Origin of the sequence: Neoroseomonas oryzicola, from assembly GCF_012163135.1 — a bacterium.
In the GTDB taxonomy this organism is placed as follows: Bacteria; Pseudomonadota; Alphaproteobacteria; order Acetobacterales; family Acetobacteraceae; genus Neoroseomonas; species Neoroseomonas oryzicola.
This window is the reverse complement of the sequence record NZ_JAAVUP010000026.1, coordinates 1-18,568: the sequence shown is the minus strand read 5'-3', so window position 1 is coordinate 18,568 and position 18,568 is coordinate 1. Positions and strand designations below refer to the sequence as shown.

The window sequence follows — 18,568 nt, the reverse complement described above, 5'->3', positions numbered from 1 at the left end:
CGCGCCCGGCCGGACGCCGGGCGGGGGCGGGGGGGGCCAGCGTTTTCTGGTTTTTTCCCCGGGGTGTTTTCTGGTGGGGGGGGACCGGGGGGGCCCCCCCCCCCCCGCACCCCCCCGCCAAAGGCCGAAAGGCCTTTGGGAACCGATACCTGGCCTTAGCGGATGGGGGGGCTCCAGAGCAGCCCGCCCGCATTCCACAGCGCGTTGGGGCCGCGGGGCAACTGCACGGGGCTGTTGGCGCCGAGGTGGCGGTCGTAGATCTCGCCGTAGTTCCCGACGGCACGGATGGCGTTCAGCAGCCAGGCGCGGTCAAGGCCGACGGCCGGGCCGAGGTCGCCGGTGCGGCCCAGCAGGCGCTGCACGGCGGGGCGGTCGCTCTCGGTGGCGAGGCGCGCGGCATTCTCCCGCGTCACGCCCAGTTCCTCGGCCTCGATCAGGCCGAGCACGACGAAGCGGACGATGTCGAACCACTGGTCGTCGCCATGCCGCACGGCGACGGCATAAGGCTCCTTGCTGATCCGCTCCGGCAGGACGCGGTGGCGGGACGGTTCGGGGAAGCCGGCGCGCACCGAGGCGAGCTGGCTGGAATCGCCCGTGTAGGCATCGCAGCGGCCGCTTTCGTAGGCGCGGCGCGCCTCATCCTTGTCGGCGAAGACCACCGGCTGAAAGCGGATGTTGATGCTTCGCGCCCAGTCCTGGAGGTTCAGCTCATGCGTGCTGGCGCTGACCAGGCAGATCGACGCGCCGTCGAGCTGGTTGGCATGCTGGATGCCGCTGTCGGACTTCACCAGGAAGCCCTGCCCGTCCATGAAATACAGCGCGGTGAAGTTCAGCCCGTTCACCGCATCGCGCAGGAAGGTCCAGGTGGTGGTCCGGGCCAGCATCTCGATCTGCCCGCCGGAGAGCGCCGGGAAGCGCGTCTGCCCGGTCAGCGGATGCCAGGCGACCTTGGACGGATCGCCGAGCACGGCAGCGGCGACGGCACGGCACAGGTCGGCGTCGAGGCCCTGCCACACACCCTGGTTGTCCGGCTGGCTCCAGGCGGGATCGCCGGTCGAGATGCCGCAATTCAGCACGCCGCGCGCGCGCACGCCGGACAGGGTCGCCCCCGCCTGCTGGGGCGCGACGGTCTGGGCAAGGAGAGGAGTCGTGAGAACGAGGCCGAGCAACAGGGCCGATATGCGGATCATCGCGTCCTTCCGGGTGAACAGGAACTGCGCCAGGCCGACGCCGCCGAGCGTCGCGGCCGAGACGGCAAGCCGGACGGTGTCCGGCGCGATATGCCCGAAGGCGGCGAACAGGCCGACCACGGCGAAGACGATCCGCACCGGCCATCCCATGGGCCGCAGCAGGTATCCCGCGTAGGCCGAGGTGATCATCACCAGCGCGATCACCTGGATCGCGGTCGCCGAGAGGATCTCGAGGATCCCCCCGCGCAGCATGATCCCGGGGTCGTAGAGGAAGGCGAAGCCCACCGTGAAGCCCGCGATGCCGAAGCGCGAGGCGTGCACGCTGGCGATGGTGGGACTGGCCTTGGCGATCGCCGCGGCGGCGAAGGCGGCCGCGGCCACCGGCGGCGTCGCATCGGCGATCACCGCGAAATAGAAGATGAAGAGGTGCGCCTGCATCATGTCGACGCCGAGCGGCCGGCCGAGTTCCAGCAGCTGCGGGACGCCGATCGCGGCGGCAATGATGTAGGAGGGCGTGGTCGGGATGCCGAGGCCGAGCACCAGCACCGTGATGCAGAGCATCAGCGCGAGCAGGCCGAAGGACCCGCCCGAGATTTCCTTGATGATGCCGCCGAAGGCCACGACCATGCCCGTCGCCGTCAGCACCGACACCACGACGCCCGAGGCCGCGATGGCGACCGCGAGCGGCGCCATGGTCAGGCCGGCATTGGTCAGGCTCTCGATCACCGCGCGCCAGCCCATGCGCGTCCGTGCCCGCAGCAGCGAGACCGCGACCATCGCGAGCGTCGAGCAGAAGGCGGCATAGTTGCCGCTCCAGCGCTCGGTCATCAGGTAGACCAGCAGGCCGATCGGGATGATCAGGTGCGCATCGGCAAGCACCTCCCGCCACGCGGGGATATCCTGCAAGGCCATCGGCTCGATGCCGATCTTCTTCGCCTCGAAGTGTACGGCGACGAGAATGGCGAAGTAGTAGAGCACCGCACCGATCGCCGCGGCGACGAGGATGTCGCCGTAGGGGATGTTGGTGATCTCGGCCATCACGAAGGCCGCCGCGCCCATCACCGGCGGCATCAGCGCGCCGCCGACCGAGGCCGCGCTCTCGATCCCCGCCGCGACCGCCGGCTTGTAGCCGATGCGCACCATCAGCGGGATGGTCATCGCCCCGGTGGTGATGACGTTGGAAACCGAGGAACCGCTCATGGTCCCGAACAGGCCCGAGGAGACGACCGCGACCTTGGCCGGCCCGCCGGTGTAGCGCCCCGCCACGGCGGCGCCGAAATTGGCGAACAGCCGCCCGGTCCCGCTGCCCTGCATGAAGGATCCGAACAGGATGAAGACGGCGATGGTGGTCGCGACGATGCCGGTCAGCGGTCCGTAGACGCCACCGGCGGTCGGCACCAGCCAGGCGGCCTCCATGATCTCGGCGGTGGTGAAGACGCGGGTATTGAGCACGCCCGGCAGGTGGTGGCCGACGAACATGTAGAGCAGGCAGCCCGCGGTCATCCAGGCAAGGCCCGGTTCGACCGCGCGGCGGATCGCCTCGAGCATCGTCACCATGCAGGTGATGGCGAGCGCCATCATCAGCGGCGTGAAGGGATCGACGTATTCCATGCGGTCGTTGACCGCGTCGGCATAGATGAAGACCCACAGATGCGGCGCCGCCGATGCCGCCGCCCACAGCCAGTCGAACACGCTCGGCCGGTTCTTGGGCGAGCGCTTCTCGAAGGCCGGGTAGAGCAGGAACAGCGGCGGCGTGAAGACGAGGAGATGCAGGCTCCGGATGGTGATCGGCTCGGGGAACCCGAAGCCGCCCCAGTAAAGATGGACGGCCGCCCAGAAGGCGAGCCAGCCAAAGATTGCCGTCCGGAGCCAGAAGGGAAGTTCGCGCACCGCGCTCTCCTGCTAATGAATATCGCGGTGCGCGGAGATCACGCCGGCGGGTTGAAGCCGGCGGCGCGGAAGGCGGCGGCCGCACCCGGATGGAAGGGCACGCCGCGGTAGTTCACCGCCTTGGCCGGCGTCCAGCCCGCCATGGACGGGTGGATCGTCGCGAGGCGCTGGCCCTGGTTCTTGATCAGCGTCGCGGTGATCTTCTGCACGATCTCGTTCGGCACGGATTCGTTCACGACGATGACGCTGTCCATCAGCGTGACAGGGATCGCGCCGTCGAGCAGTGCCGGGTAGTCCGACTTCTCGAGCGTGCCCTCGGCGTAGGCGTACTGGTCGATCAGGTGCTTGCGGATGTCGTCCGGGAAGGCCGTGAGGCGGCCGCCGCGGCGCCCTTGCGCGATCTCGGTCATCAGCGCCGCGGGCTTGGCGAGCGCGACGTAGATGTAGTCGACCTGCCCGTCATTGTAGGCCGCGCCGACATCGGCGTAGGAGCCGTTCAGGTAGCGCCCGCCATCGGCGCGGATCTTGTCCGGGCTGGAGCCGAGGAAGCGCAGGATGCGCTGCAGCGTCATCTCGTCGGTCGAGGAACGCTGCGGCGCGCCGATCTTGAGCCCGCGCTGCGTCAGGATGCCGCGCATGTCGGCCGGCCCGGCGCCGGTGTGGCGCAGCAGCAGGTGTTCGGTCGGCGAATACCCGGTGCCGAGGCAGCGGATCTTCTCGTGCTTCGCGCTGTAGGGCTCCACACCCTGCACGGCGGAGGCCGAGAAGGCGTCGATACCCCAGCCGATCTGCGACTGGCCGTTGTTGATTCGGGTCGGGTTGGCGAGGCCGCCGCCCGGCACTACGCGGATCTGGATGTCGGGGTTCTCCTCCCGGATCAGGGAGGAGAGGCCGGCGGCCATGGTGTACCAGCCGCCGCCGACCGAACCGGCCACCCATTCGAGCGTCGTCTGCGCCGAGGCCGTGCGCAGGAAGGGCAGCGCCAGCGCACCGCCGAGGGCGAGGCGGCGGGTGGTGAGGATGGGCATCGTCATTCTCCGTGGTTCCCGGTGTTCCTGTCAGGCCGCCTCAGCGGATCGGCGGCGAGTACATCAGCCCGCCGCGGGTCCAGAGGTCGTTGATCCCACGATCGAGCCCGATCGGGCTGCCGCGGCCAACGTGGCGGTCGAAGATCTCGCCGTAGTTCCCCACGGCGCGAATGGCGTTGTAGGCCCAGCGGCGGTCGAGCGCCATCATCGGCCCGTGGTCCCCCGCCTGGCCGAGCAGCCGGCGGATCGAGGGATCCTGGCTCTGCAGCATCTCCTCCGCGTTCGCGCGGGTGACGCCGAGTTCCTCGGCCTCGATCAGCGCGAAGATCGTCCAGCGGACGATGTCGTTCCACTGGTCGTCGCCCTGGCGGACGGCCGGCGTCAGCGGCTCCTTCGAGATGCGGTCGCGCAGCACGGTGTGGTCTGCGGGCACGCGCATGGCGGTGATCAGGCCGATCAGCTGCGATGCGTCGGTCGAGATCGCGTCGCAGCGGCCATTGTCGTAGGCGATGCGCGCCTCGTCATTCTGCTCGAAGACCAGCGGCGTGTACTGCACGCGGTTGGCCCGCGCCCAGTCGGCCAGGTTCAGTTCGCTGGTCGATCCTGCGAAGGTGCAGATGGTGGCACCGGCGAGGTCGGTTCCCTGGCGGATATTGGCCGATTTCCGCACCAGGAAGCCCTGGCCGTCATAGAAGACGGGCGTGGTGAAGTTCAGCCCCACCGCGGTGTCGCGCGAATGCGTCCAGGTCACGGTGCGCGGCAGCACATCCACCTGGCCGGATTGCAGGGCGGCGAAACGCGCCTGGCTGGTCAGCGGGAAGAAGCGGACTTTGCTCGCATCGCCCAGAACCGCGGCCGCGACGGCGCGGCAGACATCCGGATCGATGCCCTGCCAGTCGCCCCGGCTGTCCGGCGCGCCGAAGCCCGGCGCGTTGGGCGAGGCACCGCAGAGCAACGCATCGCGCTGCCGCACGGCCTGCAGGGTCGGCCCAGGCTGCACGTTCTGGGCCACGGCCTCCGAGACGAGACCAAGCGTCAGGCAGAGGGCGAAGGCCCTCAGGAGATGCATCATCGCGAAGACTCCCTTCGGCCTTCTTTGCCCTTGCCTTGCTGGCATGGACCGGGCCGGAGGCGAGCGTGGCACGCGCCGCAGAACGGGCGCAAGCCGACCGGGGGCAGGTTTCAGCAAGGTTCCGCGGCGAAGCGTCGCGATGGCGTGACGAATTCCTCCTGCGCGGCGACGGTCAGGATTTCGCGAGATCCGGCCTCTGCCGTGCGTCGCAGCAAGCCGAACACGGATGAGGCCGCGGCCGCCAGCGCCTCGGCCGCCGACCCGCTGCGCAGGCGATGGAACAGGAACAGCGCGGCGATCGCATCCCCGGCCCCGTTCACCGACAGCGGCAGCATCGGCGTGGCGAGGCGCCAGAAGCACCCGCCCTCCCCGGCCAGCATCCCGATCTCGCCATCCGGCGTGTCGGCGAGGCGCAGCGAGGTGACCAGCACGCAGCGCGGCCCACGCGCCTGCAACGCGGCGACGGCGGCCTTGGCGTCGTCGAGCGTCGCGACCTCGCGGCCCGTCAGCCATTCCAGCTCGAACTGGTTGGGGGTGACGATGTCGGCGGCGGGCAGCGCCTCGTCGCGCAGGAATTCCGGGATTCCGGGGCGGACGAAGATGCCCCGGCCGACATCGCCGATCACCGGGTCGCAGCACCACAGCGCCGCCGGATTCGCCGCCTTCACCCGCCGCGCGGCGTCGAGGATCGCCGCCCCGATCTCGGCCGAGCCCATGTAGCCCGACAGCACGGCGTCGCAGCGCGGCAGCGCGCCGCGCTCCTCGATGCCCTGCACGCAATCGTGGATCAGTTCCGCGCCGAAGACCTGGCCGCGCCAGGCGCCATAGCCCGTGTGGTTGGAGAACTGGACGGTGTGGATGCCCCAGACCTCCGCACCCAGGCGCTGCAGCGGGAAGATCGCGCTCGCATTGCCGACATGGCCGTAGGCGACCCAGGACTGGATGGAAAGGATCGAGGGCATCGCTGCAACCCGCCGGATGGAAGGGCGCGGACGCTAGGAACGGCCGGGCGCGGGGTCAATCGCCGCGCCCCTCCTTGCATCCCTGCGTGCCTCGCGTCCATTCTGCGCCCGACGCGCGGGGCCAACCCGCCGCTCCAGGACCCTTGAGGGAGGACCCCATGACCACGACGCTTTCGCGCCGCGAGGTGATTGCTGCCGGCTTTGGCGCGGTGATGCTGCCCTCGACGCTGTCGGCGCAGCCGGCTCAGAAGCCGGCCGAACTCAAGATCGGCGTCACCACCTTCCTCTCGGGGCCGGCCTCGGTGTTCGGCGTCCCGTCGCGCAAGGCGTGCGAGATGCTGATCGACCAGCTGAACGCCGCGGGCGGCATCGCGGGCATCCCGGTGCGGCCGATCTTCGTGGACGAGGGCCCGGGCACGGACCACCTGGTCGGCGAGATCCGCCGGCTCGTGCAGTCCGAGGGCGTGCACGTCCTGTTCCAGTCGATCTCCTCGGGCTCCTGCCTTGCCTGCACGCCGCTGTCGCGCGAACTGCAGAAGGTGAACCTGCTGTGGGATTGCGGCACGCAGCGCATCTTCGAGGAGAACCGCTGGGAGTATGCGTTCCGCACCCAGGGCTACGGCACCTCTGAAGTGCTCGCGCCGCTGCTGTACCTGCTGAAGAAGAAGCCGGATTTCCGCACCGTCGCGGTGCTCAACCAGGACTACGCCTGGGGCCGCGATTCGTGGGAGCTGTGGAAGACCGCGATGGACGCGCTGAAGCCCGGTGTGCGCGTGGTGGCGGAGATGTTCCCCCGCTTCGGCTCGACCGACTTCTCGACCGAGATCACCCGCCTGCTCGCGCTGCGGCCGGACGTGATCCTGTCGACCTCCTGGGGCGGCGAACTCGTCACCTTCATCCGCCAGGCGACCGAGCGGCGGCTGCATGAGCGCTCGATGTTCGTCCTGCCGGTGGCCGAGGCCTCGATGCAGATCCTCGGCCGGTCGATGCCCGAGGGGCACATCATCGGCACCCGCGGCGACCACTGGAACAACCACCCGGCGCCCAAGGACCCCGCGGCGTTCAACGCCTTCATCAACGCCTACCGCCAGCGCTTCAACGAATACCCGATCTATCCGTGCCACCACATGGCGCAGGCGGTCTGGGCGCTGAAGGCGGGCCTCGAGAAGGCGGTCGCGGCGAAGGGCGGCGCCTGGCCGTCGGACCTCGAGCTCGCCAACGCCTTCCGCGGCCTCACCTTCCCCACGCCGACCTCGACCATCACCCTGCGTGAGGACGGCCAGGGTCTCGAGGACCAGATCGTCGGCCTGTCCTCCTTCAACGACCGCTTCCCCTTCGCGGTGCCGAAGGAGATGATGCTGTTCCCGGGCGAGCAGGTCTCGGCCCCGGTCGGGCAGAAGAGCACCGACTGGCTGAAGACGCTGCAGCCGTCGATGATCCAGTCCGCCGGCCGGTCGATCTGAGGCAGCGCACGCCATGGCCGAGTGGTTCCAGGACAATGGCCTTCTGCTCGGCCTGGCATTGCTGGACGGGCTTTCCTCCGCGGGACTGATCTTCCTCGTCGCGGTGGGGCTCAACCTCGTCTTCGGGGTGCTGCGCATCGTCAATGTCGCGCATGGCTCCCTCTATGCGATCGGGGCCTATGCGGCGGCCTCGATCGGCATCTTCCTCGCCGGGCTCGGGCTGCCGGACTGGGCCTCGATCCCGACGCTGATCCTCTCGGCCGCGCTGGTCGGGGCCATCCTCGGGCCGCTGATCGAACGCTTCCTGCTGCGCCGGATCTACGCGCAGGAGGAAGTGGTGCAGTTGCTCGTCACCTTCGCGCTCTTCATGATCCTCGAGGACGTGCAGAAGCTCGTCTGGGGCGTGCAGCCGATCCACCACGAGACGGCGATGAAGTGGCTCGGCACCATCGACGTGCCGTTCGGGGCCGACTTCATCCCCTTCACCAACTACCAGCTGTTCGTCCTGCCGGGCTTCGCCATCATCACGCTGGTGGGGCTCGCCTGGTTCCTGCGGCGGACGCTGACGGGGCGGGTCATCGTCGCGGTGACCACCGACCGCGAGGCTGCGACCGCGATGGGCATCGACGCGGCGAAGATCTTCCTGCTGACCTTCACCTTCGGCGCCATGCTGGCCGCGCTCGGCGGCGCGCTCTCCTCGCCCACCGCGGCGCTGGTGCCGGGGATCGGGGCGCAGACCATCGTGCTGTCTTTTGCCGTGGTGGCGACCGCGGGCCTCGGGCAGATCGAGGGCGCGGCGCTCACCTCCCTCATGATGGGCCTCGGGCGGTCCGTCGCCGTCTACTTCGAGCCGGAACTGGAAGTCGTGGTCCCCTACATCATCATGGTGCTGGTGCTGCTGGTGCGGCCCCAGGGCCTCTTCGGCGTGACCGAGACGCGGCGCGTATGAGGAAGATCGAACCGCTGCTGGCGATCCTCCTCGCCGGCGCCATGATCGCCGCGGCCATCGCCGCGCCCTGGCTCCGCTTCGTGCTGACCATCGCGCTCGCCAAGGGCATCGCGGTGATGGGCATCCTGCTGCTGCTGCGCGCGGGGCAGGTCTCCTTCGGCCATGCGCTCTACATCGCCTTCGGTGCCTATACGGTCGCCTTCCTCGCCCCCCGCTTCGGGGATGCGATGATCCTGCTGCCGCTTGCCGCCGTCGGCGCGGGAGCGCTCGGCCTCGTCATCGGCCTGTTCGTGACGCGGTACCGGCAGATCTTCTTCGGCATGCTGAACCTCGCCATGTCGATGGTGTTCTACTCGCTGCTCGAGAAGCTCTACGCCATCACCAAGGGCAGCGACGGCATCCGCGTCGAGATCATGCCCGTCGCCGGCCAGGCGCTCGACCGCATCACCTACGAATGGACCATCTTCGGCATCGCGCTCGGCCTCGCCTTCGTCCTCGGGCTGCTGCTGCGGCTGTACCTCGCCTCCCCGATGGGTGAGGCGCTGGCCGGCATCAAGACGCGCGAGACGCGGCTCGAATTCATGGGCGTGCCGGCGCGCGGGGTGCTGCTCTCGGCCTATGTGATGTCGGCGGTGCTGGGCGGCATCGGCGGGGCGCTGATCGCGATGACCTCGCGGCACGTCACACCGCTGCTGGCCTACTGGACCTCCTCGGGCGAGCTGGTCTTCATCGCGATCCTTGGTGGCGCGGGCGGGGTGCTCGGGCCGTTCCTGGGGGCGGCGGGCTATGAGCTGGTGCGGGTCTATGCCGCGGCGTCCTTCGCCGATGCCTGGCAGATGATCCTCGGCGCGGTGCTGCTGCTGGTCATCCTGTTTGCCCCAGGCGGGCTGTGGGGCATGGCGGCACGGGCGATCGGGGGGCGCGGGCGATGAGCGAGGTGCTCCTCCAGGCGACCGGCCTGCGCCTCGCCTTCGGCGGCGTGAAGGCGGCGGACGGCATCGACCTCGGCGTGATGAAGGGCGAGTTCCTCGCCATCATCGGCCCCAACGGCGCCGGCAAGACCACCTTCATCAACATGACGACGGGCTACCTGCGGCCCAATGCCGGCGAGATCTCCTACGAGGGCCAGCGCATCACGGGGATGTCCCCGCGCGCGATCGTCAAGCGGGGCATCGCGCGCTCCTTCCAGCTGCCGCAGCTTTTCCTCGAGCACACGGTCGAGCAGAACGTCGCGCTGGCCGTCGCTTCGCGCGACGGCATCTGGTCGCCGCTGACCCCACTCCTGCGGCCCGGCTACCGGGACGAGGCGCGCGATCTGCTCGAACGCTTCGGCCTGACCGGCATCGCGGAGACGCGCGCCGATGCGCTGAACGAGGGCGCGCGCAAGCTCGCGGACATCGCGATGGCCGTCGCGCTCAAGCCGCGGCTGCTGCTGATGGACGAGCCGACCTCGGGTGTCGCGGCCTCGGAGAAGATGGACGTGGTCGAGACCCTCGCCCGCGTGCTGCGCGACGCGAAGGTCACGGCTGTCTTCGTCGAGCACGACATGGACGTGGTCGAGCGCTTCGCCGACCGCGTCGCGGTCTGGAGCCAGGGGCGCATCGCCGCCCTCGGCCCGCCGGGCGAGGTCCTCTCGGACCCCGCCGTGCAGCGTGAAGTGATCGGGATCGAGCGCCATGCTTGAGCTTTCGGGCGTCTCCGTCTCCATCGCCGGCGTGCCGGTGCTGCGCAATGTCTCGCTGAAGGTGCCGGCCGGCGGCCGCGTCGCGCTGATCGGGCGCAACGGCGCGGGCAAGACCACCACGCTGCGGACCCTGATGGGCCTGGTGCCGGCCGTCCAAGGCAAGGTGATGATCGACGGGGAGGACGAGACGCGCCTGCCCCCGCACCATCGCCCGCGCCACGGCATCGGCTATGCGCCCGAGGAACGGCGCCTGTTCGGGTCGTTCACGGTGGAGGACAACATGCTCCTCCCCGCCCAGGTGCTGAAGCTGCAGGAACGCGAGATCGCCGAGCGGCTGGCGCGGGTCTATTCCCTGCTGCCGGAACTGAAGGACCTCGCGCCGCGCAAGGCGGCGGGGCTGTCGGGCGGCCAGGGCAAGATGGTGGCTCTCGGCCGCGCGCTGATGGTCGGCACCAAGGCGGTGCTGCTGGACGAACCCTTCCAGGGCCTCGCCCCCGCGCTGGCGCTGCGCTACGCGGAGGCGCTGAAGCGCCTGCGCGCCGCCCTGCCCGACGTCGCCATCCTGATCACCGAGAGCAACCCCGAACTGCTCCGCCCGCTGGTCGAGCAGACCTACGTCATCGAGCGCGGGGAAATCGCGCCGGGTTAGGGCGGGCGCGCCCAGGGCCGCTAGTCTCGGCAAGCGAATCGCAGGGATGCGCATGCCGGGACCGATCATCGTCACCGCGACCGACCGGGCGCTGTTCTGGCTGGCGAAGGGGCTCGTGCTCTCGACGCTGGCGCAGCGGCGGCGCGACGGCATCCGCATGGTCTGCTTCGACCTCGGGCTCGACCCAACCCAGGCGGGCTGGTTCGCCGGGCAGGCGGTGGAGGTGCTGCCGCCGCCGGACCCGCTCGACGCCACCCGCCTCGAGGGCTTCCGGCCCTACATGCTGGGCCAGCTGTGCCGGCCCTACCTGCCCGACCTGCTACCGGGCCATGACGCCTATGTCTGGCTCGATGCTGACACTTGGGTCGCGCAGGAGGACGGACTCGGTGGCCTGCTGCATGTCGCGCGCGCGGGCCTCGCGGCCTGCTGCCCGGAGATCCACCCCGCCTATTCAACGACCGGGCGCAACGCGGCGCCGACCCAGCGCTTCTGGGCGCGCGCTTGGGATGAGGCCTTTGGTCCCGACGCGGCGCAGGCGTTCCGCGCGATACCGATGCTCAATAGCGGCGTCCTCGCCATTCCGGCCGCGCACGGGTTGTGGGACCGCTGGCGGGCCGAGCTCGCCCTCGCGATCCGCCGGCCGCTGACGCATCTGAGCGAGCAACTGGCCTTCTTCCGCGCCGCGCTCGACCGGCCGGACATCGAGCGCCTGCCCGCGCAATGGAACTGGCTGGCGAATTTCTGCCCCCCGCGCTGGCATGGCCGGATGGGGCGATGGATCGAACCCGCCTACCCCCACGCGCCGATCCGGATCCTGCACCTGGCCGGGGCGGTGCTGCGGCCGAACTACCTGCAGGCGCGGATGCTCCATGACGGCGGCGCCTACCTGGAACCGGGCGACCTTCCAGCGGGCCTCGAACTGCCGGTACGGCAGGAGGCCTGAGGGACGCCGCGGTTGCGCGGGCGAGCCGGCTCCCCTATACGCGCCGTTCCCTGCCCGCCGGTCGGCATCGTCGGGCGTTCCTGCATGAGTGTCCTTCCATGAAGCCCGAGATCCATCCGGACTACCACGAGATCACCGTCATCATGACCGACGGGACCGAGTTCAAGACGCGCTCCTGCATGGGCAAGCCCGGCGACGTGCTGCGTCTGGACATCGACCCGAAGTCGCACCCGGCCTGGACCGGCCAGCAGCGCGTGATCGACACCGGCGGGCAGATCGCGAAGTTCAACAAGAAGTTCGCCGGCATCGGCGCCCGCAAGAAGGGCTGACCTTCGGCGCAGGCGCCGGCGCGGACGCGCGCCCGGCCTGAGACCGCGGCCCGGGGCACCTGCTCCGGGCCGTTGTCGTTCCGGGGGGTGCCCCCTCTTGAACGCGCCTCGCCCGAAATCCATCTCGATCGTGTCGGCGGTGCCCTGATGGGGCCGTCGACGCGGAACGGCACGGTCGCCCGGCAGGGGGCCGATGAGCCCGGATCCGCCCCGCAACGAACCTTGCTACCGCAGGAGGTTCCTCGTGAACGCGATCGATTTCTCCCCCCTGTTTCGTTCCGCCATCGGTTTCGACCGTCTCGCGCGGCTGATGGACAACGCGCGCAACGTGTCCGAGGGCAACGGCTACCCGCCCTACAACATCGAGAAGACGGGTGAGGACAGCTACGTCCTGACCATGGCCGTCGCCGGCTTCTCCGAGGGCGACCTCGAGATCACCGCGCAGGAAAACACGCTCACCATCGCCGGCCGGCCGCAGCCGCAGCCGGAGGACGGGCGCCGCTTCCTCCATCGCGGCATCGCCGGCCGTGCCTTCGAGCGCCGCTTCGTCCTCGCCGACCACATCGTGGTCGAGGGCGCGGACCTCGCGAACGGCCTGCTGCACGTGCAGCTGAAGCACGTTGTGCCCGAGGCGCTGAAGCCCCGCCGCATCCCGGTCCAGGGTGGCCGCCCGGTCATCCAGTCCGAGGCGACGCCGGCCCAGGCCGCCTGACGACCGAAGGGGCCGCCCCGAACCCCTTTCCCCGGGGCGGTCCCGGGTCGTGCAACGCCGCGTGCCGCAAGGTGCGCGGCGTTCGTGCGATCAGGGCGCGACCAAGTCAGGTCCCGCAGAAGGTGGCGAGGACGCGTTCCTCGGGCTGCGGCGGCGCGGCGTAGCGTTCGCGGCCGGGCTGCTCCTCGAAGGGGCGGGCCAGGACGGCCAGCACCTCCTCGAAGGGTCCGAGGTCGTCCTGCTGCACAGCGGCGGCCAGCGCCGCCTCGACGATGTGGTTGCGCGGAATATAGGCGGGGTTCACCGCGCGCATGGCCGCAGCGCGGTCGGAGGGCGGGACGCCATCCGCCGCGATTCGCGCCCGCCAGCGCGCCGCCCAGGCGTCGAAGCCCGCCGGGTCGGCGAACAACGCGCGCACGCGGTCCAATGCGGCGGGATCCTCCACCGCATCGCAGAGGCCCCGGAAGGTCAGGGTGAAATCCGCCTGGCCCTTCTCCATCAGGTCGAGCAGGTCCTGCACGATCTGCTCGTCCCCCTCCTCCGCCGCCGCGATGCCGACCTTGCGCAGCAGCCCACCGCGCCAGGCGGCGCCGAAGGCCGGTGCGAAGCCGCCCAGCGCCTCGCGTGCCAGGGCCAGCGCCTGCTCGTCGTCCTCGGCGAAGAGCGGCAGCATCGCCTCGGCCAGCCGCGCCAGGTTCCAATGCGCGATGCCCGGCTGGTTGCCGAAGGCATAGCGCCCACCATGGTCGATCGAGGAGAACACCGCCTCGGTATGGAAGGCGTCCAGGAAGGCGCAGGGGCCGTAGTCGATCGTCTCGCCGGAGATCGTGCAGTTGTCGGTGTTCATCACGCCATGGATGAAACCGACCAGCATCCAGCGCGCGACGAGGTCCGCCTGCCGTGCCACCACGCCGCGGAACAGCGCGAGGGCCGGGTTCGCGTCCTCGGCCGCCGCGGGGTCGTGGCGCGCGATGGCGTGGTCCGCCAGGGCGCGCAGCGCGTCGGTGTCCCGCCGCGCCGCGAAATACTGGAAGGTGCCGACGCGGATATGGCTCGCGGCCGTGCGCGTCAGCACCGCGCCGGGCACGGCGTCCTCGCGGAAGATCCATTCGCCCGTCGCGACGGCGGCGAGCGAGCGCGTCGTCGGGATGCCGAAGGCGGCCATGGCCTCGCTGATGATGTATTCGCGCAGCACCGGGCCGACCCCGGCGCGCCCGTCCCCACGGCGGGAGAACGGCGTCGGCCCCGACCCCTTCAACTGGATGTCCCGCCGTTGCCCGGCCGGGGTCAGCACTTCCCCGAGCAGGATCGCCCGCCCGTCGCCGAGGGCGGGGTTGAACTGGCCGAACTGGTGGCCGGCATAGGCCTGCGCGATGGGATCCGCGCCCTCGGGCAGGTGGTTGCCGGCCAGCGTCGCGACCCCGGCCTCGGACCCCAGCCATTCCGGATCGAGGCCGAGTTCCGTCGCCAGCCCCGCATTCAGCCGCAACAGACGCGGCGCCTTGACCGGCGTCGGCGGCAGGCGCGCGAAGAGCCGTTCGGGCAGCCGCGCATAGGAATTGTCGAAGGCTGGCGGGGTGCCGGCCTCGGCGGGCGGGGCTGGGGAGAGGGTTGCGTCGTCCGGCATGGTTCCTCGCAGATCGCGCGCCGGCGGAGCCGGCGCAAGGCCCGGTGATCAGGGCTTGCGGAAGAAGGCCTCGGCTGCCGAGCGGTGGTCGTTGCGGGCGCCGATCGCGACCTCGGCCCGGGCGATCTCGCCCTTCAATTCGACGATGTACTCCTGCAACTGGGAGACATCCCATCCGTCGAAGCGGGGCTTTTCCAGCACCTGGCGCTTGCGCGGCAGGTTGTCCTCCTCGATGGGCGCCATGGTGCCTCCTTTCCGATCAGGGCTTTGACCCTGGTGTTCCGCATCTTTATACGGTGCGCAATTCCGTCGCGGGGGTTCGCTCTCGCCCCTCCGGCCACCCCGAGGTCCGCAAATGCCCCAGCCGCTCATGCCGAAGGCCACCGCCGTGTGGCTGATCGACAAGACGTCGCTCTCCTTCGAGCAGATCGCCGAATTCGTGAACATGCACCCGCTGGAGATCCAGGCGATCGCCGATGGCGAGGTCGCGCAGGGGATCGTCGGCTTCGACCCGGTCGCCTCCGGCCAGCTGACGCGTGAGGAGATCCTGCGCTGCGAGGCCGATCCCGCGGCGCGCCTGCGCATCCAGGAAAGCAGCATCGTCCTGCCGAAGCAGCGCGCCAAGGGCGGCCGCTACACGCCGGTGTCCAAGCGCAACGACCGGCCGGACGGCATCGCATGGCTGCTGCGCAACTACCCGTCCCTGCCGGATCCGGTCATCGCGAAGCTCCTCGGCACCACCAAGGACACCATCGCGAAGGTGCGCGACCGCACGCACTGGAACAGCGCGAACATCAAGCCGCGCGACCCGGTGATCCTCGGCCTGTGCACCCAGGGCGACCTGAACGCCATCGTCGCGGCGCACGGCGCGGCCCCGGCCGACCTTCCGCCGGCCGAGGACGCGGCCTGAGCCCGCGGGCGCGGCCTCGCCGCGCCCGGCCCGTTCAGTGCATCCGGGGGGTCCGGAGCTTTTCCATTTCCTCCTTGAGTCGCAGCTTCTCGCGCTTCAGCCGGGCCAATTCGATGTCGTTGGGCCGCGGGCGGCTGTCTTCGTCCAGGATCCGGCGCTCGAGGGCGGCATGGCGTTCCTCGAGAGAGGCAATCCGGGCATTCAGCGGCATGCGTGATGCGTCCTCATGCTGTGGTGCGCCGCGGCGGGATGCCGCGGGCACATCGCCGGGACCGGGGATCCGGCCCCGTTCGAACCAAGGGCGCGACCGCCGGGAATGGCCTGTCGCGCCCCGGCCCTGGCATGATAATGGCGATGCCACGACGAATGCATCCTCAACTTCGCTTCATCGGGGCCGCCGGCCATGATCGCCGACCGTGACGCCATGCTCCGCCGCCTGCACGAACTGCGGAGCGAGCACCGCGACCTCGACACCGTGATCGCACGGCTCGACAGCTCGCCGGTGGACCAGTTGCAGCTGCAGCGGCTGAAGAAGCGCAAGCTGAAGCTGAAGGACGAGATCGCCTGGCTCGAGGGCCGGCTGGTGCCGGATATCATTGCCTGACCCTCAAACGGCGGGCGCCGCGCATCCGCGCGGCTTGCCTTCGCGCCCCATCCTGCCGCATTGGCGACCGCTGGCGGTTTGGGCGCGGTCGCGCTTCGCGCTCCCGGATCGAGGCGCGGCCTCGATCCGCCTTCGTGTTGTGGCTTCCGACTGACGGTGACGTGAATGACGGGTGAGACGGGTTCGGCGCCGCTGGTCGGCATCATCATGGGCAGCCGCTCCGACTGGGAGACGATGCGCCACGCCGCCGAGACGCTCGAGAAGCTCGGCGTCGCGCACGAGACCCGCGTGGTCTCGGCCCATCGCACGCCGGAACGGCTGTTCGACTACGCGCGGACGGCCGCCGGGCGGGGTCTGAAGGTGATCGTCGCCGGGGCCGGCGGTGCGGCGCACCTTCCGGGCATGGCGGCCTCGATGACCGCGCTCCCGGTCCTCGGCGTGCCGGTCGAAAGCCATGCGCTCAAAGGCATGGATAGCCTGCTGTCCATCGTCCAGATGCCGGCCGGCATCCCGGTCGGGACCCTCGCCATCGGCCGCGCGGGCGCGGTGAATGCCGGGCTGCTGGCCGCGGCAATCCTTGCGACGTCTGACCCCGCGCTTGCCGCGCGCCTCGATGCCTGGCGGGCGGCGCAGACGGCCTCGGTGCCGGACAGCCCGGCATGACCGCCTTCCCGCTGCCGCCGGGCGCGGTGATCGGCATCCTCGGCGGTGGCCAGCTCGGCCGCATGTCGGCCATGGCCGCGGCGCGCCTGGGCTATGCCTGCCACGTCTACGCGCCGGAGGAGGATTCCCCCGGCATGCAGGTCTCGGCCCACCGCACCGTAGCACCCTATGAGGACCGCGAGGCGCTCGCCCGCTTCGCCGCATCGGTCGCCGTCGTGACCTTCGAGTTCGAGAACGTTCCGGCCGCCGCGCTCGAGGCACTGGCCGGCCTGGTGCCCTGCCGCCCGGGCCTTGCCGCCCTCGCGACCTGCCAGGACCGCGTGGCCGAGAAGGCCTTCCTGCAGCGCATCGGCGTGCCGGTCGCACCCTGGCGGGCGGTGGCGAGCGAATCGGAGCTCGCCGCAGCGGTCGCCGAGATCGGGCTGCCGGCGGTACTGAAGACCACCCGCCTCGGTTATGACGGGCGCGGCCAGGCGGTGCTCCGCACGCCAGAGGACCTCGCGCCGGCCTTCGCGCGGCTGGCTCCGAAGCCGCTGATCCTCGAGGCCTTCGTGCCCTTCGTCGCCGAGGTCTCGGCGATCGCCGCGCGGGCCGAGGACGGGACGGTCGCGGTCTTCGACCCGGCCGAGAACCGCCACGCGCACCACATCCTCGACCTGTCCTTCGCCCCGGCGCGACTCGCGCCCGAGGTGGCGGCGGCCGCGCGGGACCATGTCGCGGCCGTGGCGTCCGGGCTGGAGCTGATCGGCCTCGTGGCACTCGAGATGTTCGTGCTGGCGGACGGCCGCCTGCTGGGCAACGAGATCGCCCCGCGGCCGCACAATTCGGGGCATTGGACGATGGATGCCTGCGCCGCTTCCCAGTTCGAGCAGCACATACGCGCGGTTGCAGGGCTGCCCCTCGCCTCGCCGGAACGGCACCACGACGCGGTCATGTGCAACCTGATCGGCCCCGAGGGCATGGCCGCCTGGCCGCGACTCGTGGCGACGCCGGGGGTCGTGCCGCATCTCTACGGGAAGGGCGCCGCGCGGCCGGGGCGCAAGATGGGGCATGCGAACCGCCTGATCCCGCTCGGCCGCCTTGCCGCCATGGCCGAAGACGAGGCCCTGCACGGTCTTTAGGCAGGGTCCCCGAGGGGCCTGTTGCGGTGATGCCACAGCGTGACCTGCAGCATCACACAAGGAAGCGTCCCGACTTTGGTTCACCGGCGGTTGGGTGCTAGGAAGCCAGAGTTCCGCGACGACATGCGTCGGCGTGGCCAGTTTTCCGGTCCCTCCGGGACCACGAGCAGGAGAATACCTATGAGCCTGAGGAAGGCGCTTCTGGCAGCGACGCTGCTGAGCATGCCGATCGCCGCGAACGCGCAGAGCTGGGATCCGCGCGTGCAGGGCATCTATGTCGGTGCCGGCCTCGGCACGAACTACCTGCAGACCCAGAGCGACACCGTCGCCGGTCGCAGCACGGACATCAGCTACGAGTGGGGCTGGGCGGGCGTACTGAGCGTCGGCTACGGCTTCGGCAACGGCCTGCGCCTCGAACTCGAAGGCTCCTGGCGCCAGAACGACGTCGACACCATCTCCCAGTCGGGCCGCGGCAACCTGCCGGGTGCGTCGGGCACGGTGAACCAGTACGGCATCATGTTCAATGCGCTGTACGACTTCGTGCTCGGGCCGGTGGTGCCCTATGTCGGCGTCGGTATCGGCTACAACTGGGCCGACTACGACAACATCTCGACCACGCTGCGTGGCGCGGGCGGCACGGCGAACTTCAACTTCGGCGGCACGCAGGGCGCCTTCGCCTACCAGGCGATCCTCGGCATGGCCTTCCCGATCGAGTCGGTCCCGGGCCTGGCCCTGACCGGTGAGTATCGCTTCATGGGCACCGCTGCCGTGG

20 protein-coding genes are annotated in these 18,568 nt (G+C 70.3%); 13 read left to right on the top strand and 7 right to left on the bottom strand.

Translation table 11 applies throughout. From position 1 onward, the window contains the following. Positions 1–155: 155 nt before the first annotated feature. The 4 genes from GWK15_RS26675 to pdxY all read right to left on the bottom strand — a co-directional run bounded on the left by GWK15_RS26675 (position 156) and on the right by pdxY (position 6,142). Positions 156–3,080 carry a TRAP transporter fused permease subunit gene (locus GWK15_RS26675; RefSeq protein ID WP_168044316.1) on the bottom strand — a complete coding sequence of 975 codons (2,925 nt, stop codon included), beginning with the start codon at positions 3,078–3,080 and terminating at the stop codon, positions 156–158. A 38-nt stretch (positions 3,081–3,118) separates the two neighbouring features. Continuing rightward, positions 3,119–4,114 (bottom strand): TAXI family TRAP transporter solute-binding subunit, encoded by a 996-nt coding sequence (locus tag GWK15_RS25190; protein WP_168044314.1) that lies wholly within the window; start codon positions 4,112–4,114, stop codon positions 3,119–3,121. Between the two features lie 34 nt (positions 4,115–4,148). Next, positions 4,149–5,180, bottom strand: a complete 1,032-nt coding sequence (locus tag GWK15_RS25185) for an amino acid ABC transporter substrate-binding protein (protein WP_209442419.1) — start codon at positions 5,178–5,180, stop codon at positions 4,149–4,151. A 110-nt stretch (positions 5,181–5,290) separates the two neighbouring features. After that, entirely contained in the window at positions 5,291–6,142 is an 852-nt protein-coding gene (pdxY, locus tag GWK15_RS25180; RefSeq protein ID WP_168044312.1) for a pyridoxal kinase PdxY, read from the bottom strand. Positions 6,143–6,300: 158 nt separating this feature from the next. Here pdxY and GWK15_RS25175 point away from each other — a divergent pair, with 158 nt between their 5' ends. The 8 genes from GWK15_RS25175 (at position 6,301) to GWK15_RS25140 (ending at position 12,871) form a co-directional block, all read left to right on the top strand. Beyond that, a complete protein-coding gene (locus GWK15_RS25175; protein ID WP_168044310.1) occupies positions 6,301–7,605 on the top strand; it encodes an ABC transporter substrate-binding protein in 1,305 nt (434 codons plus the stop codon). A 13-nt stretch (positions 7,606–7,618) separates the two neighbouring features. Further along, a complete protein-coding gene (locus GWK15_RS25170) occupies positions 7,619–8,554 on the top strand; it encodes a branched-chain amino acid ABC transporter permease (RefSeq protein WP_168044308.1) in 936 nt (311 codons plus the stop codon). After that, positions 8,551–9,486, top strand: coding sequence for a branched-chain amino acid ABC transporter permease (locus tag GWK15_RS25165; RefSeq protein WP_168044306.1), 936 nt, complete (start codon positions 8,551–8,553; stop codon positions 9,484–9,486). The genes GWK15_RS25170 and GWK15_RS25165 overlap by 4 nt, the downstream gene beginning before the upstream one ends. Continuing rightward, on the top strand, positions 9,483–10,238 hold the full coding sequence (locus GWK15_RS25160; protein ID WP_168044304.1) for an ABC transporter ATP-binding protein: 756 nt from the start codon (positions 9,483–9,485) through the stop codon (positions 10,236–10,238). Before GWK15_RS25165 ends, GWK15_RS25160 begins: the two co-directional genes overlap by 4 nt. Continuing rightward, entirely contained in the window at positions 10,231–10,887 is a 657-nt protein-coding gene (locus GWK15_RS25155) for an ABC transporter ATP-binding protein (RefSeq protein ID WP_168044302.1), read from the top strand. The genes GWK15_RS25160 and GWK15_RS25155 overlap by 8 nt, the downstream gene beginning before the upstream one ends. Before the next feature lie 52 nt (positions 10,888–10,939). Further along, positions 10,940–11,830, top strand: a complete 891-nt coding sequence (locus GWK15_RS25150; protein ID WP_168044300.1) for a hypothetical protein — start codon at positions 10,940–10,942, stop codon at positions 11,828–11,830. A gap of 98 nt (positions 11,831–11,928) precedes the next feature. After that, positions 11,929–12,159: a 50S ribosomal protein L31 gene (gene rpmE / locus GWK15_RS25145; RefSeq protein WP_168044299.1), complete on the top strand. Its 231-nt coding sequence runs from the start codon at positions 11,929–11,931 to the stop codon at positions 12,157–12,159. A gap of 244 nt (positions 12,160–12,403) precedes the next feature. Continuing rightward, the gene (locus GWK15_RS25140) at positions 12,404–12,871 is read left to right on the top strand and encodes an Hsp20 family protein (protein WP_338144544.1); all 468 of its coding nucleotides are present in this window, start codon (positions 12,404–12,406) and stop codon (positions 12,869–12,871) included. A gap of 106 nt (positions 12,872–12,977) precedes the next feature. On the opposite strand, the gene GWK15_RS25135 is transcribed toward GWK15_RS25140, so the two are convergent. Beyond that, positions 12,978–14,498 (bottom strand): protein adenylyltransferase SelO, encoded by a 1,521-nt coding sequence (locus tag GWK15_RS25135; RefSeq protein ID WP_168044295.1) that lies wholly within the window; start codon positions 14,496–14,498, stop codon positions 12,978–12,980. A gap of 48 nt (positions 14,499–14,546) precedes the next feature. Then, complete coding sequence (locus GWK15_RS25130; protein WP_168044293.1) at positions 14,547–14,741, bottom strand: DUF1192 domain-containing protein; 195 nt, start codon at positions 14,739–14,741, stop codon at positions 14,547–14,549. A gap of 112 nt (positions 14,742–14,853) precedes the next feature. Between GWK15_RS25130 and GWK15_RS25125 the strand changes: the two genes are divergently transcribed. Next, a complete protein-coding gene (locus tag GWK15_RS25125) occupies positions 14,854–15,408 on the top strand; it encodes a DUF1013 domain-containing protein (RefSeq protein ID WP_168044291.1) in 555 nt (184 codons plus the stop codon). Positions 15,409–15,442: 34 nt separating this feature from the next. Here the strand turns inward: GWK15_RS25125 and GWK15_RS25120 are convergent, their stop codons facing one another. Next, the gene (locus GWK15_RS25120; RefSeq protein WP_168044290.1) at positions 15,443–15,619 is read right to left on the bottom strand and encodes a YdcH family protein; all 177 of its coding nucleotides are present in this window, start codon (positions 15,617–15,619) and stop codon (positions 15,443–15,445) included. Between the two features lie 192 nt (positions 15,620–15,811). Here GWK15_RS25120 and GWK15_RS25115 point away from each other — a divergent pair, with 192 nt between their 5' ends. The 4 genes from GWK15_RS25115 to GWK15_RS25100 form a co-directional block, all read left to right on the top strand. Beyond that, complete coding sequence (locus tag GWK15_RS25115; RefSeq protein ID WP_168044288.1) at positions 15,812–16,012, top strand: YdcH family protein; 201 nt, start codon at positions 15,812–15,814, stop codon at positions 16,010–16,012. 165 nt (positions 16,013–16,177) lie between these two features. Next, complete coding sequence (gene purE / locus GWK15_RS25110) at positions 16,178–16,675, top strand: 5-(carboxyamino)imidazole ribonucleotide mutase (RefSeq protein ID WP_168044286.1); 498 nt, start codon at positions 16,178–16,180, stop codon at positions 16,673–16,675. Further along, complete coding sequence (locus GWK15_RS25105) at positions 16,672–17,796, top strand: 5-(carboxyamino)imidazole ribonucleotide synthase (protein ID WP_168044284.1); 1,125 nt, start codon at positions 16,672–16,674, stop codon at positions 17,794–17,796. Before purE ends, GWK15_RS25105 begins: the two co-directional genes overlap by 4 nt. Before the next feature lie 180 nt (positions 17,797–17,976). Beyond that, on the top strand, positions 17,977–18,568 hold a 592-nt coding region (locus GWK15_RS25100; RefSeq protein WP_168044282.1), incomplete at its 3' end, for an outer membrane protein.

What these genes read in the sequence shown, in the direction of transcription:
- GWK15_RS25190 (WP_168044314.1), bottom strand. Translation starts at nt 4,114, where the DNA reads ATGACGATGCCCATCCTCACCACCCGCCGCCTCGCCCTCGGCGGTGCG.
- GWK15_RS25185 (WP_209442419.1), bottom strand. Translation starts at nt 5,180, where the DNA reads ATGATGCATCTCCTGAGGGCCTTCGCCCTCTGCCTGACGCTTGGTCTC.
- pdxY (WP_168044312.1), bottom strand. Translation starts at nt 6,142, where the DNA reads ATGCCCTCGATCCTTTCCATCCAGTCCTGGGTCGCCTACGGCCATGTC.
- GWK15_RS25175 (WP_168044310.1), top strand. Translation starts at nt 6,301, where the DNA reads ATGACCACGACGCTTTCGCGCCGCGAGGTGATTGCTGCCGGCTTTGGC.
- GWK15_RS25170 (WP_168044308.1), top strand. Translation starts at nt 7,619, where the DNA reads ATGGCCGAGTGGTTCCAGGACAATGGCCTTCTGCTCGGCCTGGCATTG.
- GWK15_RS25165 (WP_168044306.1), top strand. Translation starts at nt 8,551, where the DNA reads ATGAGGAAGATCGAACCGCTGCTGGCGATCCTCCTCGCCGGCGCCATG.
- GWK15_RS25160 (WP_168044304.1), top strand. Translation starts at nt 9,483, where the DNA reads ATGAGCGAGGTGCTCCTCCAGGCGACCGGCCTGCGCCTCGCCTTCGGC.
- GWK15_RS25155 (WP_168044302.1), top strand. Translation starts at nt 10,231, where the DNA reads ATGCTTGAGCTTTCGGGCGTCTCCGTCTCCATCGCCGGCGTGCCGGTG.
- GWK15_RS25150 (WP_168044300.1), top strand. Translation starts at nt 10,940, where the DNA reads ATGCCGGGACCGATCATCGTCACCGCGACCGACCGGGCGCTGTTCTGG.
- rpmE (WP_168044299.1), top strand. Translation starts at nt 11,929, where the DNA reads ATGAAGCCCGAGATCCATCCGGACTACCACGAGATCACCGTCATCATG.
- GWK15_RS25135 (WP_168044295.1), bottom strand. Translation starts at nt 14,498, where the DNA reads ATGCCGGACGACGCAACCCTCTCCCCAGCCCCGCCCGCCGAGGCCGGC.
- GWK15_RS25130 (WP_168044293.1), bottom strand. Translation starts at nt 14,741, where the DNA reads ATGGCGCCCATCGAGGAGGACAACCTGCCGCGCAAGCGCCAGGTGCTG.
- GWK15_RS25125 (WP_168044291.1), top strand. Translation starts at nt 14,854, where the DNA reads ATGCCCCAGCCGCTCATGCCGAAGGCCACCGCCGTGTGGCTGATCGAC.
- GWK15_RS25120 (WP_168044290.1), bottom strand. Translation starts at nt 15,619, where the DNA reads ATGCCGCTGAATGCCCGGATTGCCTCTCTCGAGGAACGCCATGCCGCC.
- GWK15_RS25115 (WP_168044288.1), top strand. Translation starts at nt 15,812, where the DNA reads ATGATCGCCGACCGTGACGCCATGCTCCGCCGCCTGCACGAACTGCGG.
- purE (WP_168044286.1), top strand. Translation starts at nt 16,178, where the DNA reads ATGACGGGTGAGACGGGTTCGGCGCCGCTGGTCGGCATCATCATGGGC.
- GWK15_RS25105 (WP_168044284.1), top strand. Translation starts at nt 16,672, where the DNA reads ATGACCGCCTTCCCGCTGCCGCCGGGCGCGGTGATCGGCATCCTCGGC.